13 protein-coding genes are annotated in these 17,005 nt (G+C 71.4%); 10 read left to right on the forward strand and 3 right to left on the reverse strand.

Annotated features, from left to right (window positions below; all coding sequences use genetic code 11):
• Positions 1-229: 229 nt before the first annotated feature.
• On the reverse strand, positions 230-883 hold the full coding sequence (locus ACIA3K_RS05295; RefSeq protein ID WP_396799299.1) for an MBL fold metallo-hydrolase: 654 nt from the start codon (positions 881-883) through the stop codon (positions 230-232).
• Positions 884-1,145: 262 nt separating this feature from the next.
• Between ACIA3K_RS05295 and rsgA the strand changes: the two genes are divergently transcribed.
• The 5 genes from rsgA (at position 1,146) to ACIA3K_RS05320 (ending at position 10,021) form a co-directional block, all read left to right on the forward strand.
• Complete coding sequence (gene rsgA / locus ACIA3K_RS05300) at positions 1,146-2,216, forward strand: ribosome small subunit-dependent GTPase A (protein ID WP_396799373.1); 1,071 nt, start codon at positions 1,146-1,148, stop codon at positions 2,214-2,216.
• Positions 2,217-2,464: 248 nt separating this feature from the next.
• Positions 2,465-5,410 carry an excinuclease ABC subunit UvrA gene (gene uvrA / locus ACIA3K_RS05305; RefSeq protein WP_396799300.1) on the forward strand — a complete coding sequence of 982 codons (2,946 nt, stop codon included), beginning with the start codon at positions 2,465-2,467 and terminating at the stop codon, positions 5,408-5,410.
• 154 nt (positions 5,411-5,564) lie between these two features.
• Positions 5,565-6,047, forward strand: coding sequence for a Rieske (2Fe-2S) protein (locus ACIA3K_RS05310; protein WP_396799301.1), 483 nt, complete (start codon positions 5,565-5,567; stop codon positions 6,045-6,047).
• Between the two features lie 142 nt (positions 6,048-6,189).
• The gene (gene uvrC / locus ACIA3K_RS05315) at positions 6,190-8,232 is read left to right on the forward strand and encodes an excinuclease ABC subunit UvrC (protein ID WP_396799302.1); all 2,043 of its coding nucleotides are present in this window, start codon (positions 6,190-6,192) and stop codon (positions 8,230-8,232) included.
• Positions 8,233-9,358: 1,126 nt separating this feature from the next.
• Positions 9,359-10,021, forward strand: coding sequence for a C39 family peptidase (locus tag ACIA3K_RS05320; protein ID WP_396799303.1), 663 nt, complete (start codon positions 9,359-9,361; stop codon positions 10,019-10,021).
• A gap of 55 nt (positions 10,022-10,076) precedes the next feature.
• On the opposite strand, the gene recQ is transcribed toward ACIA3K_RS05320, so the two are convergent.
• On the reverse strand, positions 10,077-11,918 hold the full coding sequence (recQ, locus tag ACIA3K_RS05325; RefSeq protein WP_396799304.1) for a DNA helicase RecQ: 1,842 nt from the start codon (positions 11,916-11,918) through the stop codon (positions 10,077-10,079).
• A 72-nt stretch (positions 11,919-11,990) separates the two neighbouring features.
• Positions 11,991-12,479 (reverse strand): hypothetical protein, encoded by a 489-nt coding sequence (locus ACIA3K_RS05330; protein ID WP_396799305.1) that lies wholly within the window; start codon positions 12,477-12,479, stop codon positions 11,991-11,993.
• Between the two features lie 148 nt (positions 12,480-12,627).
• Here ACIA3K_RS05330 and ACIA3K_RS05335 point away from each other — a divergent pair, with 148 nt between their 5' ends.
• From ACIA3K_RS05335 to whiA, 5 genes are all read left to right on the forward strand, one after another.
• Positions 12,628-13,476: a DUF5753 domain-containing protein gene (locus tag ACIA3K_RS05335; protein ID WP_396799306.1), complete on the forward strand. Its 849-nt coding sequence runs from the start codon at positions 12,628-12,630 to the stop codon at positions 13,474-13,476.
• 23 nt (positions 13,477-13,499) lie between these two features.
• Positions 13,500-13,703 (forward strand): DUF397 domain-containing protein, encoded by a 204-nt coding sequence (locus tag ACIA3K_RS05340; protein ID WP_396799307.1) that lies wholly within the window; start codon positions 13,500-13,502, stop codon positions 13,701-13,703.
• A gap of 156 nt (positions 13,704-13,859) precedes the next feature.
• Positions 13,860-14,765 carry an RNase adapter RapZ gene (rapZ, locus tag ACIA3K_RS05345; protein WP_396799308.1) on the forward strand — a complete coding sequence of 302 codons (906 nt, stop codon included), beginning with the start codon at positions 13,860-13,862 and terminating at the stop codon, positions 14,763-14,765.
• Complete coding sequence (locus ACIA3K_RS05350) at positions 14,762-15,913, forward strand: 2-phospho-L-lactate transferase CofD family protein (RefSeq protein WP_396799309.1); 1,152 nt, start codon at positions 14,762-14,764, stop codon at positions 15,911-15,913. Before rapZ ends, ACIA3K_RS05350 begins: the two co-directional genes overlap by 4 nt.
• Before the next feature lie 54 nt (positions 15,914-15,967).
• Positions 15,968-16,948, forward strand: a complete 981-nt coding sequence (whiA, locus tag ACIA3K_RS05355; protein WP_030337350.1) for a DNA-binding protein WhiA — start codon at positions 15,968-15,970, stop codon at positions 16,946-16,948.
• The last annotated feature ends 57 nt before the right edge of the window (positions 16,949-17,005 follow it).

Raw genomic sequence — 17,005 nt, forward strand, 5'->3', positions numbered from 1 at the left:
GGCGGCGCGGCCCGGGCGCCCGCCGCGCGGGCGGCGCGGGCGCGGGGGCGGGCGGGGCGCCGGCGGCGGCCCGCGCCCCCCCCCCCCCGCCCCGTCGGGGTTCCGGTCCGCGGGTTTGTCGCGGTCCGACTGCGGGGTGTTGACCTTCAGTGGTTCTTGGTCAGCGTTGGGTGACCCTGGCTGGGTGGACCTGGCTGGGTGACCGGTTGGGGTGGCTTCCGGGAGTGGGTTACCAGCCTCGGGTTCGCCACTGGGGGAGGGCTGGGCGTTCGGCGCCCAGGGTGCTGTCCTTGCCGTGGCCCGGGTAGAACCAGGTGTCGTCCGGCAGCTGGTCGAACAGCTTGTGCTCGACGTCGTCGATCAACGCCGCGAAGCGCTGCGGGTCCTTGTCCGTGTTGCCCACCCCACCGGGAAAGAGACTGTCGCCGGTGAAGAGGTGGGCGGTGCCGGCCGGGTCGCGGTAGAGCAGCGCGATCGACCCGAGCGTGTGCCCCTTGATGTGGATGACCTCCAGCGCGCAGTCACCCACCGCGACGGTGTCGCCCTCGGCCAGGTGTTCCGCCTCGATCGGCAGCCCGGACGCGTCGTCGGCGTGCACCAGCGCCCGCGCGCCGGTCTTGGCGACCACCTCCTCCAGCGCCACCCAGTGGTCCATGTGCTGGTGGGTGGTGACCACGGCGGTCAGGCCGTCGTCACCGATCAGCTCCAGCAGCCGGGGCGCCTCGTTGGCCGCGTCGATCAACACCTGGTCGCCGGTGCCGGAGCACCGCAGCAGGTAGGCGTTGTTGTCCATTGGGCCGACCGACAGCTTGCTGATCGTGAGTCCGGACAACTCCCGGACCGCCGGCGGGCCGCCGTGGGTGACATCTCCGCTGTAGGTCATGACGTGTCGACATCCATTCCGGTCCAGGAGGTGCTCGGCGGCCGTGCGGTGGCGTCGCGCGGGCGGCGCGGCGGTGCGCACGCGTCGACCCTAGCGGGCGGGCGGGCGTCGCGCCGTCGTCGCGGAAATCGCTTTCGGCGCGGCGCGGCGCACCCTACCGTCGGCGTCACATGCGGCACTCGGACGTCGGACGGAGGTGGAGTTCATGCCGGACGTGGCACGCGTGTTCCGCCATCACCAGCTCGACACCGATGAGGATGCTATGACCATCGATCTGACCGCCCTCGGCTGGGACGCCGACCGTGCGTCGTACGCCGCCCGACGTGGCGAGCGCCACCCGGGCCGGGTGGCCCGGGTGGACCGGGGGGTCTGCACGGTGCTCACCGTCGACGGCCCGGTCCGCGCCAGCCTCGGCCCGTCGGTGCTGGCCGCCGCAGCTCAGGACCCCTCCGCGCTGCCCTGCGCCGGGGACTGGGTGCTGCTCACGCACTGGCCGGACCGTCGGATCACCGTGGGGGCCGTGCTGCCCCGGCGAGCCGCGCTGATCCGCCGTACCGCCGGCAAGGACGCCAGCGGCCAGGTGCTGGCCGCGAACCTCGACACGGCCGCCGTGGTGGAGCCGGTGCACCCGGAGCCGGACGTGGCCCGCATCGAGCGGCTGCTGTCCCTGGTCCACGAGTCCGGGGCCCGGCCGCTCGTGGTGCTGACCAAGTCCGACCTCGCGGCCGACCCGGCCGCGCTCGCCCGCCAACTCGCCGCCGTCGCGCCCGGCGTGCCGGTGCTGCCGGTCAGCGCCGAGCACGGCACCGGGCTGGCGCCGCTGCGCGCCGAGGTCGCGCCGGGCCGCACGCTGGGGCTGCTCGGGCCGTCCGGCGCGGGCAAGTCGAGTCTGGTCAACGCGCTCGCCGGCGCGGTGATGATGCCGACCCAGGCGATCCGCCGGGTCGACGGCAAGGGCCGGCACACCACCACCTGGCGGGCACTGGTGCCCATCCCGGGCGGCGGCGCGGTGATCGACACGCCCGGCGTGCGCGCGGTCGGTCTCCTCGACGGCGTGGCCGGGCTGGACCGGGCGTTCGCCGACATCGCGGGGTTGGCCGAGGGTTGCCGGTACGCCGACTGCCGGCACGACGCCGAGCCGGCCTGCGCGGTCCGCGACGCGCTGCACAGCGGTGAGCTGTCCGCCCGCCGCTGGGAGAGCTGGCGGCGGCTGCAGGGCGAGGTGACGCACGAGAGCCGGCGGCGTGCGGCCCGCCTCGCCGCCGAGCGACGCGGCGGCTGGCGCTCGGCGCGACGCCGGGCGGCCCGCCCGCCGTCGCCCGGGGGCTACTGACCGGGCCTTTGCCGTCGGGTACGTGCCCGGCGGCAAGGGCCGGTGTCGAAGGCTCGCTGCCGGCGCGGCCGACCGGGCTGAGCTGGGGGAATGTGCGGGCGGGGGAAACTGTCGTACCTCGGGGCTAGAGTTGCCGAGGCGTGTTTTCCGCGCCCGTACCGACCGCTCATGAGCAGCTAAGACCGCTCGGAACCAGCACAGAGCGGGACAGACCCTCCGCTTCACCTTCACCCGGGAGTACACGTACCGTGGCCGACCGACTCATCATCCGTGGCGCGCGCGAGCACAACCTGCGTGACGTCAGTCTCGACCTGCCCCGGGACGCTCTCATCGTGTTCACCGGGCTGTCCGGGTCGGGCAAGTCGAGCCTGGCCTTCGACACGATCTTCGCCGAGGGGCAGCGGCGCTACGTGGAGTCGCTGTCGTCGTACGCCCGGCAGTTCCTCGGCCAGATGGACAAGCCCGACGTCGACTTCATCGAGGGGCTGAGCCCGGCCGTCTCGATCGACCAGAAGTCCACCTCGCGCAACCCGCGCTCCACCGTCGGCACCATCACCGAGGTCTACGACTACCTGCGGCTGCTCTTCGCCCGCATCGGTGAGCCGCACTGCCCGGTCTGCGGCGAGCGGATCTCCAAGCAGAGCCCGCAGCAGATCGTCGACCGGGTCCTCGCGATGGCCGAGGGCACCAAGTTCATGGTGCTCGCCCCGGTCATCCGGGGCCGCAAGGGCGAGTACGTCGACCTCTTCGCCGAGCTGCAGGCCAAGGGCTACGCCCGGGCCCGCGTCGACGGCGTGGTCCACCCGCTGACCGAGCCGCCCAAGCTCAAGAAGCAGGAGAAACACACCATCGAGGTGGTGATCGACCGGCTCACCGTCAAGCCGAGCGCCAAGCAGCGGCTGACCGACTCGGTCGAGGCGGCGCTGGGCCTGTCCAGTGGCCTGGTGCTGCTCGACTTCGTCGACCTGCCGGAGGACGACCCGGAGCGGGAGCGCCGCTACTCGGAGCACCTGGCCTGCCCTAACGACCACCCGCTGGCCATCGAGGATCTTGAGCCCCGGGTCTTCTCCTTCAACGCGCCCTACGGCGCCTGCCCGGAGTGCACCGGCCTGGGCACCAAGAAGGAGGTCGACCCGGAGCTGCTGGTTCCCGACCCGGAGCGCAGCCTTCGCGAGGGCGCCATCCAGCCCTGGTCCACCGGGCACAACCTGGAATACTTCCTGCGTCTGCTGGAGGCCCTCGGCGAGGCGCAGCACTTCGACGTCGACACCCCGTGGCGTGCCCTGCCGGCGCGGGCGCAGAAGACGATCCTGCACGGCTCCGACGACCAGGTGCACGTGCGCTACCGCAACAAGTACGGCCGCGAGCGCTCCTACTACACCGGCTTCGAAGGCGTGGTGCAGTGGATCGAGCGCCGGCACTCCGACACCGAGTCCGAGTGGTCCCGCGACAAGTACGAGGGCTACATGCGGGACGTGCCGTGTGCGGCCTGCGGGGGCGCCCGGCTCAAGCCCGAGGTGCTCGCCGTCACCCTGGCGGGCAAGAGCATCGCCGAGGTCTGCAACCTGTCCGTGGGGGAGTGCGCCGACCTGCTCGCCGGCATCGAGCTGACCGACCGGCAGAAGCTGATCGCCGAGCGCGTCCTCAAGGAGATCAACGCCCGACTGCGGTTCCTGCTCGACGTCGGCCTGGACTACCTGTCCCTCGACCGGCCGGCCGGCACGCTCTCCGGCGGTGAGGCGCAGCGCATCCGGCTCGCCACCCAGATCGGGTCGGGCCTGGTCGGGGTGCTCTACGTGCTCGACGAGCCGTCGATCGGGCTGCACCAGCGCGACAACCACCGGCTCATCGAGACCCTGATCCGGCTGCGCGGGCTGGGCAACACGCTGATCGTGGTGGAGCACGACGAGGACACCATCCGGGTCGCCGACTGGATCGTCGACATCGGCCCCGGCGCGGGCGAGCACGGCGGCAAGATCGTGCACAGCGGCTCGGTGCCGGCGCTGCTGAAGAACAAGGAGTCGATCACCGGGGCGTACCTGTCCGGTCGGCGGTCGATCCCGACGCCGACGGGCCGCCGTCCGCAGACCAAGGACCGCGAGCTGGTGGTGCACGGCGCGCGCGAGCACAACCTGCGCAACCTGACCGTCTCGTTCCCGCTGGGCCAGCTCATCGCGGTCACCGGCGTCAGCGGCTCAGGCAAGTCGACGCTGGTCAACGACATCCTGTACGCGGTGCTGGCCAACCAGATCAACGGCGCCCGCCTGGTGCCCGGCCGGCACACCCGGGTCTCCGGGCTGGAGCACGTCGACAAGGTCGTCGGCGTGGACCAGTCGCCGATCGGCCGTACGCCCCGCTCCAACCCGGCCACCTACACGGGTGTCTGGGACCACGTCCGCAAGCTCTTCGCCGAGACCACCGAGGCCAAGGTCCGGGGGTACGGGCCGGGCCGGTTCTCGTTCAACGTCAAGGGTGGCCGCTGCGAGGCGTGCTCCGGCGACGGCACCATCAAGATCGAGATGAACTTCCTGCCCGACGTGTACGTCCCCTGCGAGGTCTGCAAGGGCGCCCGGTACAACCGGGAGACCCTGGAGGTGCACTACAAGGGCAAGACGGTCTCGGACGTGCTGGAGATGCCGATCGAGGAGGCCGCCGAGTTCTTCTCCGCCATCCCCGCCATCCACCGGCACCTCAAGACCCTCGTCGACGTCGGCCTGGGCTACGTCCGCCTCGGGCAGCCCGCGCCGACGCTCTCCGGCGGTGAGGCGCAGCGGGTCAAGCTCGCCTCCGAGCTGCAGAAGCGCTCCACCGGGCGCACGGTCTACGTGCTCGACGAGCCGACCACCGGTCTGCACTTCGAGGACATCCGCAAGCTGCTCATGGTGCTCGAAGGCCTGGTCGACAAGGGCAACACCGTGATCACCATCGAGCACAACCTCGACGTGATCAAGACGGCCGACTGGCTCATCGACATGGGCCCCGAGGGCGGTCACCGGGGCGGCACCGTGCTGGCCACCGGCACCCCGGAGGAGGTCGCCGAGGTGGCCGAGAGCCACACCGGCGAGTTCCTGCGCCAGGTGCTCAAGCTCGACGGCGAGGCCAAGGGCGCGGTGGCGGCCACCACCCGGGCCGCCAAGGCAAACGGCGCGACCAAGACGCGGGCGACCCGCAAGGTGCCGGCCGGCGCGCGCTGACTTTCCCGCATCTCTTCGGGGGCGGGTCGGATGACGACCCGCCCCTTTTGCCGGGGTCGCACGGATGTCGGGGTGAACTATCCGGCACAGTTGCGCGTGGAAGGAAGTGTGGCCGGCTTTCGGACCGGCGCACTGGGCGAGAGAGAGGCGAGGCATGAGCGACGATCAGGCGCTGACCGGACCGGGTACGCAGACCCGTCGTACCCTGCTCACCGGCGTCGGGGCGGTCGGCGCGGCCGTCGTCCTGGCTGCCTGCGGCAGCGACGACGGCAGCGGCAGCGACTCACCCACCAGTGGCGGCCCGGCCGTGCCCAGCACCGGTGACGCCGGCGGCGGCGACCGGCAGAACGCCCAGTCGCTGGCCACCACCGCCGACATCCCGGTCGGCGGCGGCAAGATCCTCGCCGCCGAGGGCGTGGTGATCACCCAGCCCACGGCCGGCCAGTTCAAGGGCTTCAGCCCGATCTGTACGCACCAGAACTGCCCCGTCTCGAACGTCGACGGCGGCACCATCAACTGCACCTGCCACGGCAGCAAGTTCTCGATCGAGGACGGCTCGGTGAAGGCCGGTCCGGCGAAGAAGCCGCTGCCGCCGAAGGAGATCAAGGTCACCGGCGACCAGATCTCCCTGGCCTGACGGCGCGCCCGCCCGGTCGCTGATCAAGTCGCGTTCCCGGAAGTCGGGGCGTCCCGCGCGCGACGATGCCCCGACTTCCGGTACGCCGAGTCGATCTAGCGGTCGGCGTGGGGTGTCGGGGGTGCGGACTAGGCTTGGTGGTGTGGCTGACCCCTCGACCTACCGTCCCGCACCCGGCACCATCCCGGAGTCACCGGGGGTCTACCGCTTCCGCGACGGCACCGGCCGGGTGATCTACGTCGGCAAGGCGAAGAACCTGCGCAGCCGGCTCAACTCCTACTTCGGCGACGTCTGGAACCTGCACGAGCGCACCCGCCAGATGGTCACCACCGCCGAGTCGGTGGACTGGATCACCGTCGGCACCGAGGTCGAGGCGCTCCAGCAGGAGTTCACCTGGATCAAGCAGTACGACCCCCGGTTCAACGTCCGTTACCGCGACGACAAGTCGTACCCCTATCTCGCTGTCACCCTCGACGAGGAGTACCCGCGACTCCAGGTGATGCGCGGCGCGAAACGCAAGGGTGTGCGCTACTTCGGGCCGTACTCGCACGCCTGGGCCATCCGCGAGACCCTCGACCTGCTGCTGCGGGTGTTCCCCGCGCGCACCTGCTCGGCCGGCGTGTTCAAGCGGGCCGGTCAGGTCGGCCGTCCCTGCCTGCTGGGTTACATCGGCAAGTGCTCGGCCCCGTGCGTCGGCACCGTCTCGGCCGACGAGCACCGGGCCATCGTCGACGGTTTCTGCGACTTCATGGCCGGCCGCACCGACACCATGGTCCGCAAGATCGAACGGGAGATGACAGAGGCCAGCGAGGCGTTGGAGTTCGAACGGGCCGCCCGCCTGCGCGACGACGTGGCCGCCCTGCGCCGGGCCATGGAGAAGCAGACCGTGGTGCTCGGCGACGGCACCGACGCCGACGTGGTCGCGTTCGCCGACGACCCGCTCGAGGCGGCCGTGCAGGTCTTCCACGTACGCGACGGCCGGGTCCGCGGCCAGCGCGGCTGGGTGGTGGAGAAGACCGAGGACCTGACCACCGGCGACCTGGTGCACCACTTCTGCACCCAGGTGTACGGCGGCGAGCACGGCGAGGCGGACGTACCCCGGGAGTTGCTGGTGCCCGAGCTGCCGGCGGACGCCGACGCCCTCGCCGACTGGCTCACCAGCCACCGCGGCAGCCGGGTGACGTTGCGCGTGCCGCAGCGCGGCGACAAGCGCACCCTGCTGGAGACGGTCGAGCGCAACGCCAAGGACGCGCTGGCCCGGCACAAGCTCAAACGCTCGGGCGACCTGACCACCCGCGGCAAGGCGCTCGACGAGATCAGCGAGGCGCTGGGCATGCGCACCGCGCCGTTGCGCATCGAGTGCTTCGACATCTCCCAGATCCAGGGCACCGACGTGGTGGCCAGCATGGTGGTGTTCGAGGACGGGTTGCCCCGCAAGAGCGAGTACCGGCGGTTCATCGTCCGGGGCGCCACCGACGACCTGTCCGCGATGTCCGAGGTGCTGCGTCGCCGCTTCGCCCGCTACCTCGACGCGCGCGCCGAGACGGGCGAGGTGGGCGTGGAGTCGGCCGACGATCCGGCCACTCCGGTAGACCCCGTCGACCCGCAGGTCGGCGTCCTGATCGACCCGACCACCGGCCGCCCCCGAAAGTTCGCGTACCCGCCGCAGCTGGTCGTCGTCGACGGTGGCGCCCCGCAGGTCGCAGCCGCCGCGCAGGCCCTCGCCGATCTGGGCATCGACGACGTGGCCCTGTGCGGCCTCGCCAAGCGGCTGGAAGAGGTGTGGCTCCCGGACGACGAGTTCCCGGTCATCCTGCCGCGCACCTCCGAGGGCCTCTACCTGCTGCAACGCGTCCGCGACGAGGCACACCGCTTCGCCATCACGTTCCACCGCCAGCGCCGCTCGAAGCGGATGACCGAGTCGGCGTTGGACAACGTTCCCGGCTTGGGCGAGGTACGCCGCAAGGCGCTGCTACGGCACTTCGGCTCGCTCAAGCGGCTCTCCACGGCAACCGTCGACGAGATCACCGAGGTACCCGGGGTCGGTCGTCGTACCGCCGAGGCGATCCTGGCCGCCCTGGACCCGGGCACCCGAACCGATGACAGCGCTCAAGCGACCCCCGACACGGCCGGCCCACCCGACGCGAAGGCGACCTCCGACGCGAAGCAAGCCCTCGACCGCTGACCCAGCGGCAGAAATCGCCCCCCGCATCGGCGGTCGTCTCCGCCTCGAAGGTCGCCCGTTGCCATGATCGACTCGACTTCGCCGATATCGGGCTATCAACCGGGCGGGGATAGCGCGATATGGCCGAAGTCGAGGCGATCGCCACCTTGCTCAGGGCGCGCATGCTCCTACCCACCGGCATATGGGCGACTCGCCCGATATGAGGGTCGATTCAGGCTCGTCCCGGCAGGGCTCCGGCCTGGTGTCACCGGGCGTAACGGCACTGTTCCGGCCCTGGGCGCTGCTCCGCACGCCTGCCCCGGTGTCACCCGTGAGCAGTTGCTGTCCACCCACCTGGATGCGGGACGCGCCGCCACCGCACGCCCATGATCGCGCTCGATCCTGGTTGTAGTGGCCTCGGCCGCGCGGCGAGGGCCCTCTTTCCTGGATCGAGCACGATCTTGCCCGAATGCGCCGCCTCGGAACTTCGGCGAGGCGGTCGCTTCGAGCGGGTAGGCAGCACTTTCGGGGATGTTGCTGCCTCACGGCGGGCTGAGGCAGCAACATCCCCGAAGTTGTGCAGATCATGGGCCATCCCTGGCCGCGGTGCATGTCGCGCGCGAGCGTTCTGTCCCCTGTGTCTGGCTTCGGCGCAGCATTGCGCGATCTGATCGTCTTCAGGTCGCCGATGTCGGGGCATCCCTGCGCGGAGATACCCATATCGGCGATGTCGCGGCGATTATCCGCCCAAGGTCCCGTCGGCGGCGGCGGGTGCGAGGTTTGTCCTGTTCAGGGGCGCAGTGTGCTGTGGTCGGTGTCATCGTGGGGGCGGAATCGCGGGCCGGACCGGGTCGTTATACCTGCCATGGCGCCGCGACCTTCGGGCTGGTGGCGTAGGGCAGCGGCCGGGAACACCCGCCGGGTCAGGGTCGTTACATCCCCCGCATGGCCGAGCACCACCCGGCCGCCCCCGGTCCTCGGCGGGAATGATCCGCTGGCATGGACCGTTGCACCATCCTCCGGGACACCCCCCGTGCAGGCCCCGCTGGGTCGCCGGGTCCGGTCCCCCCAGACTTTCTTCCGCCCGGCATGCCCCCGTGTGCCGAGCCGCGTTTTTTCCCCCGATGAAGCAGAGGAGCACGCCATCATGCGTACCGATCTGATTCGCAAGACCGCCCTGACCGCCGCCGGCCTCGCGTTCACCGGTGGCGCCATCGCCGGCCCCGTCACCACCGCCTTCGCCGCCGAAAGCACCGCCAAGCCCGTGTCGCAGTCGCAGTCGGATCGTAAGGGTCATGGTGAGCGGCAGTTGGGTGTGCGGTACGAGGCGCAGCCGAACTTCTACTACTGCGGTCCGGCCGCTACCCGTAACGCGTTGAGTGTGCAGGGCAAGGACATCAGCGTGGACGCGATGGCCAAGGAGATGGGCACCACCGAGGCCGGCACCAACTCGATTAACGACATCACGCCGGTGTTGAACAAGGAGACCGGTAAGCCCGACGCGTACCACAGCGTGGAGATCAGCAAGCCCGACGCCGACGCCACCCAGACCGACCGGTTGCGCGCCGACATCGTCCGCACTGTTGATGACGGTCGGGCCGTGGTCGCGAACATCGCCGGCACCAGCGTCGACACCGACGGCACCACCCACTCCTTCGAGGGCGGGCACTACATCAGCGTCGTGGGCTACCGCGATGACGGCAACACCGTGCGGATCGCTGACTCCGCCGATGCGAACACCGCCGCCTACGACATCACCGTCGAGCACCTCGCCGACTGGATCGCCACCCGCGGCTACGCCACCAGCTGACAACCCACACCGACAAGGGCCGGACCCCACGGGGTCCGGCCCTTGTCGCATAAGGTCACTCGCCGGCGAGGACGGCCAGGATCTGCTCGCCGTACTTGGCGAGTTTGTTCTCGCCGACGCCGTTGACGCGGGACAGTTCGGCCAGCGAGGTGGGCTCGTCGCTCGCGATCTGGCGCAGCGTCGCGTCGTGGAAGATGACGTACGCCGGAACGCCCTGCTCCTTGGCGGTGGCCGCCCGCCAGGCGCGCAGCCGTTCGAAGACGGACGCGGCGGCCGGGGTCAGCTCGGCCACGACTGTGGATGAGCCGCGCGGCTTCGACGAGCGGCTCGACGCCGGCTTCTCCGGCTCCCGGCGCATGGTGACGGTACGGCGGCGGCCCAGCACGTCGGCGCTCGCCTCGGTGAGCGCGAGCGTGCCGTAATCGCCCTCGACGGCGAGCAGCCCTTCGGCGAGGAGTTGCCGGACCACGCCCCGCCACTCGGCCTCGCTCAACTCCGTGCCGATACCGAAGACGGTCAGCGAGTCGTGGCCGTACTGGCTGATCTTGTCGGTCTGCTTGCCGAGCAGGATGTCGACGCAGTGCCCGGCGCCGAACCGCTGGTTGCGTTCGCGGTCGAGGCGGAACACGGTGGACAGCAGCTTCTGGGCGGCGACCGTGCCGTCCCAGGACTCCGGTGGGTTGAGGCAGGTGTCGCAGTTGCCGCAGGCCGAGGTGTCGCTCTCACCGAAGTATTCGAGCAGCTGCACCCGGCGGCACCGGACCGTCTCGCAGAGCGCGAGCATCGCGTCCAGGTGCGCGGCGAGGTTGCGGCGATGGGTCAGGTCGCCGTCGGACGTCTCAATCATCTTGCGCTGCTGCACCACGTCCTGCAGGCCGTACGCCAGCCAGGCGGTGGACGGCAGCCCGTCGCGGCCGGCGCGGCCGGTCTCCTGGTAGTAGCCCTCGACCGACTTGGGCAGGTCGAGGTGGGCCACGAAGCGCACGTCGGGCTTGTCGATGCCCATGCCGAAGGCGATGGTGGCCACCATGACCAGCCCGTCCTCGCGCAGGAAGCGGTGCTGGTTGGCGGCGCGGGTCGCCGCGTCGAGGCCGGCGTGGTAGGGCAGCGCGGCGATGCCGTTGGCGGTCAGGAACTCGGCGGTCTTGTCGACCGAGGCGCGGGACAGGCAGTAGACGATGCCCGCGTCACCGGGATGCTCGTCGCGCAGCAGGGCCAGCAGTTGCTTGCGGGGCTCCCGCTTGGGCACGATCCGGTACTGGATGTTGGGCCGGTCGAAGCTGGCCACGAAGTGCCGCGCCTCGTCGAGGCCCAGCCTGCTGGCGATCTCGCGGCGGGTGGCGCTCGTCGCGGTGGCGGTCAACGCGATGCGGGGGACCTGCGGCCACCGCTCGTGCAGCATCGACAGGGCCAGGTAGTCCGGCCGGAAGTCGTGCCCCCACTGCGACACGCAGTGCGCCTCGTCGATCGCGAACAGGGAGATGCGCCCCCGGTCCAGCAGGGCGAGGGTGGACCGGACGCCGAGTGCCTCCGGCGCCAGGTAGAGCAGGTCCAGCTCGCCGGCCACGAAGGCCGCCTCGACCCGACGGCGGGCGTCGAGGGTCTGCGTCGAGTTGAGGAAGCCGGCGCGTACGCCGACGGCGGTGAGCGCGTCCACCTGGTCCTGCATGAGCGCGATCAGCGGCGACACGACGACCGCGACGCCGTCGCGGACCAGGGCCGGGATCTGGTAGCACAGCGATTTGCCGCCACCGGTGGGCATCAGCACCAGCGCGTCGCCGCCGGCGACGACATGGTCGATGACCTGCTGCTGGAAGCCGCGGAAGGCGTCGTAGCCGAACACCCGGCGCAGCGCCGCCAGCGCGTCGTCGGTACGCAGGTCGGTCGGGGAAGCCATCCGCGGAGTCTACGAGCCCTCCCCGACAGCATCGCCCGCACGGCGTCCGGCGCGTCCGCCGCGCCGCGACGGTCACTGCGCCGACGTGCCGTCTCCGTCGCCCCAGCAGAGCCCGCCGATGCCGGCCGCGCTGTGGAAGCCCGGGTGTCCGTTGACGTCCATGCAGACTTCGTTGTCGGGGCCGCTCCGGCCGCAGAACACCGGCTCGACGTGGTGCCAGGCCTCGGCCCGGGACAGCAGCGCGGCCTCGGCGGCCACCTCGGGGCGCAGGGTGGTCAACCCCTCGGTGTAGACGACGGCCTGGTCGCGGGCCTCCATCAGGTCCGTCGCCAGGTAGGACAGGTGCAGCGTCCAGCGCCGGGCCGCCGTCCGCTCGCGCTCCGTCGGACCCAGAGCGATGAGGTACGACGACAGTGTCTCCGGCGTTGCCAACGCGAATGCGATGGCGGCCCGGACCCGCTCGGACACGTCGGCCCGGTCGAGCAGAGCGGTCAGGTCGTCCTGACCGTCCCGGGGTCGCCGGGACTCGCGTCCCCAGCGAGACGATCGATTGTCCGTCACGATGCCCTGCCTCTCCGTAGCGGATCCTCATCAAGAGCCTGGACTAGACGAAAGCAAAATGCAACGTCGTGATTTTCTGGAACAGATGCTTGATGTGTGGTCGCTCTTGGGTAAGAATCGATCACTCACAGTGGAGGTGACGGCGGCGATGGCGCAGGTGCCCAGTCCGACGATCAGAGCCCGCCGGCTGCGCCGCGAGTTGCGCCGCCTGCGGGACCGCACCGGGCACACCGCCGAGGAGGTCGCCAAGATCCTGGGCTGGCATCGGACGAAGGTCATCCGCTTCGAACTCGGACACTCGCGGGTGATGCCCAAGGACCTGCCCCCACTGCTCGACCTCTACGACGCATCCGAGGGCGAGCGGGAGTCGCTGAACGCGTTGCTCCGGCAGTCCCGCCAGAAGGGGTGGTGGAGCGCGTACGGCGACGTGTTGCCGGACGACTTCGTCGGGTTCGAGGCGGAGGCGACGTCGATCAGCGCCTTCGAGTGTCTGTACGTTCCCGGCCTGTTGCAGACGGAGGAGTACGTCCGCGCCATCGTCAGAGCGGGCCGCAGCACCGCCGACCAGGACGAGACCGACCGGCGGGTGGCGGCCCGACTCGCCCGCAAGGCCATGCTCTCGCGCGACGTGCCGCCGAAGCTGTGGATGGTGCTTGATGAGGCGGCTGTCCGTCGCGTCGTGGGTGGCAGGGAAGTGATGCGAGCGCAGCTCGCCCGCCTGATCGAGGCATGTGAGCTGCCTACTGTCGAGATCCAGATCCTGCCGTTCGCCGCCGGCGCCCACGCGGGAATGGGCGGCCCGTTCACCCTGCTCGATTATGCCGATCCGAGCCTGGACCCCACCGTCGTCTATCTCGACAACGACTCCAGCACGCTCCTGCTCGAAGAGGAGAGGCACGTCGCCCGATATAGACTCATGTTCGATCACCTCATGGCCAAGGCGCTCGACCCTGACGAGTCGGCTGGCTTCCTGGCACGGGTGGCGGGTGACTACTGACCGGGACTCAAGGGGTTTGACCGATGACGGCTCCGGACACTCCCACGGCCACGTGGTGTAAGAGCAGCCGGAGCAGTGCAAGCGGCTCGAACTGCGTCGAGGTGGCCGTACTCCCCGAAGGGCTTGCGGTGCGGGACTCCAAGGACCCGGGCGGCCCGGCGCTCGTCTTCGGTCGGGACGCCTGGTTGTCGTTCGTGACCGGCCTGCGGCGCGATCCGCGCGGCTGAACGTTCCGTCGCCGGCGAGCGGCGCTACCACGCCCTCGCCCCGCCTGCGGCGCGCGGCGGCGGGCGTGCCCGTGCCCACCCCGACGGGCGGGATAGAGTCGCTGATTGACCAATCGCGGCCGACGGCGGCCGCGGCGCCACGTCTTGGGGGTACGGGTGAGCGAGGCGCACACTGTCGGTGACGGGCAGCCGACGGCCGAGTCGGAGACCACCCTGGTGGTGGTCACCGGTGTGTCCGGTGGCGGTCGCAGCACCGTCGCCCGCGCATTGGAGAACGTCGGCTACTACGTCGTGGACAACCTGCCGCAGGCGCTCATGCTCGACATGGCCGAGTTGGCGTTCAAGGCCGGCGGCGCCGCCCGGCGTACGGCGATGGTCCTGGACGTGCGCTCGCGCGCCTTCTCCACCGACCTGGCGGGGGCGATCCGGGAGCTCAAGGAGCGTGGCTTCTCGCCCCGGGTGGTGTTCGTCGACGCCGACGACGAGGTGCTGATCCGTCGGTTCGAGAGTGTCCGGCGTTCGCACCCGTTGCAGGGTGACGGGCGGCTCGCCGACGGTATCGCCGTCGAGCGCGGGCTGCTGGAGGAGGCCCGCGACCAGGCCGACGTGATCATCGACACCAGCCACCTGAACGTCAACCAGCTCCGTCGGCGCATCGAGGAGCTGTTCGGCGGCGAGGACGCCCGGCGGCTGCGGGTGACCGTGCTCTCGTTCGGCTTCAAGTACGGCCTGCCGCCGGACGCCGACTTCGTGCTGGACGCCCGGTTCCTGCCCAACCCGTACTGGGTGCCGGAGCTGCGCGAGCAGACCGGGCGGGAGGAGGCGGTCAGCGCGTACGTGCTGGGGCAGGAGGGCGCGGACGCCTTCGTCGCCTCGTACGCCGACCTGGTCAACGCCACCACCACGGGGTTCGAGCGGGAGGGCAAGCGGTACCTGACGGTGGCCGTGGGCTGCACCGGCGGCAAGCACCGCAGCGTGGCCATCGCCGAGGAGTTGGCCGGCCGGCTGCGTCAGTCGGGGCTGGCGGCGAACGCCCAGCACCGCGACCTGGGGCGGGAATGACGACGCGCCGGGTGGTGGCGTTCGGCGGCGGGCACGGTCTGTCGGCGTCGCTGCGCGCGCTGCGGCACTGCGCCCCCGAACTCGACCTGGACATCACCGCCGTGGTGACGGTCGGCGACGACGGCGGTTCCAGTGGCCGGTTGCGCGCCGAACGGGGTGGCCTACCGCCGGGTGACCTGCGTCAGGCCCTGGTCGCGCTGGCCGGCGACCATCCGGCCACCCGACGCAGCGCCGGGCTCTTCCAGCACCGCTTCGCGGCGGCGCAGGCTGTCCGCGTACCCCGGCATGCCGGGACCGAGGCGGCCCCGGCGGCGCGCGACGCGCCCGGCACCGACGCGGGCCCGGCGGCCGGAGCGCACGCGGCCCCGGCAGCGGGCGACGCGCTGCGGACAGGCGCGGACCCGGTTGCCGGAAACCCGACAGACGCGGACCCGGCGGCGGGTGACGCGGCCCGCGCGGACGGCCTGGCCGGGCACGCGGTGGGCAACCTGGTGCTCAGCGGCCTCATGGAGCTGCTCGGCGACCCGGTGGCGGCGCTGGAGCACGCCGGGGCGATGCTCGGCGCGGTCGGGCGGGTGCTGCCGATGTCGCGCCAGCCGGTCGACATCGAGGCGCGGGTGCGCGGGGTCGACCCGGACGCCCCGGACGAGGTGCGGACCGTGCGCGGTCAGCACCAGGTGGCGGTCACGACCGGACGGGTCGAGTCGCTGCGCCTGACGCCGGCCGCCCCGGCCGCCTGCGCCGAGGCCCTGGCCGCGATCGGCGCGGCGGACTGGTTGATCTTCGGGCCGGGCAGCTGGTACACGAGCGTCCTGCCGCACCTGCTGGTGCCGCAGTTGGCCGACGCGATCGTGTCCAGCTCGGCCCGGCGCCTGGTCACGCTGAACCTGGCCGCGGAGAAGGAGACCCTCGGCCTCTCGGTCGCCGATCATCTGGCGGCGCTGCACTGGTACCTGCCCGAGCTGAAGGTTGATCTCGTGCTGGCGGACGCCAAGGCGGTGGGTGACCCGGAACCGGTCGAACGTGCGGCAGAATCGCTGGGTGCCCGCCTGGTCCTCGCCCCCGTCGCCGTCACCGACGGCACTCCCCGCCATGATCCGGCTGCCCTGGGCGCCGCGCTGGTGCCTGTCCTGGGCGCCGATCGTTAGACACGTACGTAATCACCGGCGACACGCCGGAACAGGTCCGTGAGGGGACGCACAATGGCGATGACGGCTGCGGTCAAGGACGAGCTGAGTCGGGTCGACGTGCCCAAGCCCTGCTGTCGGCGGGCGGAGATGGCCGCGCTGCTGCGCTTCGCCGGAGGGTTGCACATCGTCTCCGGCCGGGTGGTGGTGGAGGCGGAGCTGGACACCGGCGCGGTGGCGCGTCGGCTGCGCCGGGAGATCGCCGAGGTCTACGGATACCCGAGCGAGATCCACGTGCTCGCCTCCGGCGGGCTGCGCAAGGGCAGCCACTTCATCGTCCGGGTGGTCAAGGACGGCGAGGCGCTCGCGCGGCAGACCGGCCTGCTCGACGTGCGCGGCCGGCCGGTGCGGGGGCTGCCCCCGCACGTGGTGGCGGCGAACGTCTGCTGCGCGGTCTCGGCGTGGCGGGGCGCGTTCATGGCGCACGGCTCGCTCACCGAGCCCGGTCGCTCCAGCGCGTTGGAGATCACCTGCCCGGGGCCCGAGTCGGCGCTCGCGCTGGTCGGCGCGGCCCGCCGGATCGGCATCACGGCCAAGAACCGTGAGGTACGCGGGGTGGACCGGGTGGTCGTCAAGGACGGCGACGCGATCGCCGCGCTGCTCACCCGCATCGGCGCGCACTCCAGCGTGCTGGCCTGGGAGGAACGTCGGGTACGCCGGGAGGTGCGGGCCACCGCCAACCGGCTGGCCAACTTCGACGACGCGAACCTGCGCCGCTCCGCGCGCGCCGCGGTGGCCGCCGCCGCCCGGGTCACCCGGGCGCTGGAGATCCTGGCCGACGAGGCGCCCAACCACCTCACCGACGCGGGGAGGCTGCGCCTGGAGCACCGGCAGGCGTCGCTGGAGGAGTTGGGCGCGCTGGCCGACCCGCCGCTGACCAAGGACGCCATCGCCGGACGGATCCGCCGACTGCTGGCGCTGGCCGACAAGCGGGCCCGGGACCTCGGCATCCCGGATACGGAAGCAGCCGTCACGCCCGACATGCTCGTGGTCTGATAGGACGGTGGGCCCGTACGGTGCGCCGGGAGCACGACCCGGCGCAGCGTGGTCCCG

It is taken from the genome of Micromonospora sp. NPDC051543 (assembly GCF_044454415.1).
Lineage (GTDB): Bacteria > Actinomycetota > Actinomycetes > Mycobacteriales > Micromonosporaceae > Micromonospora.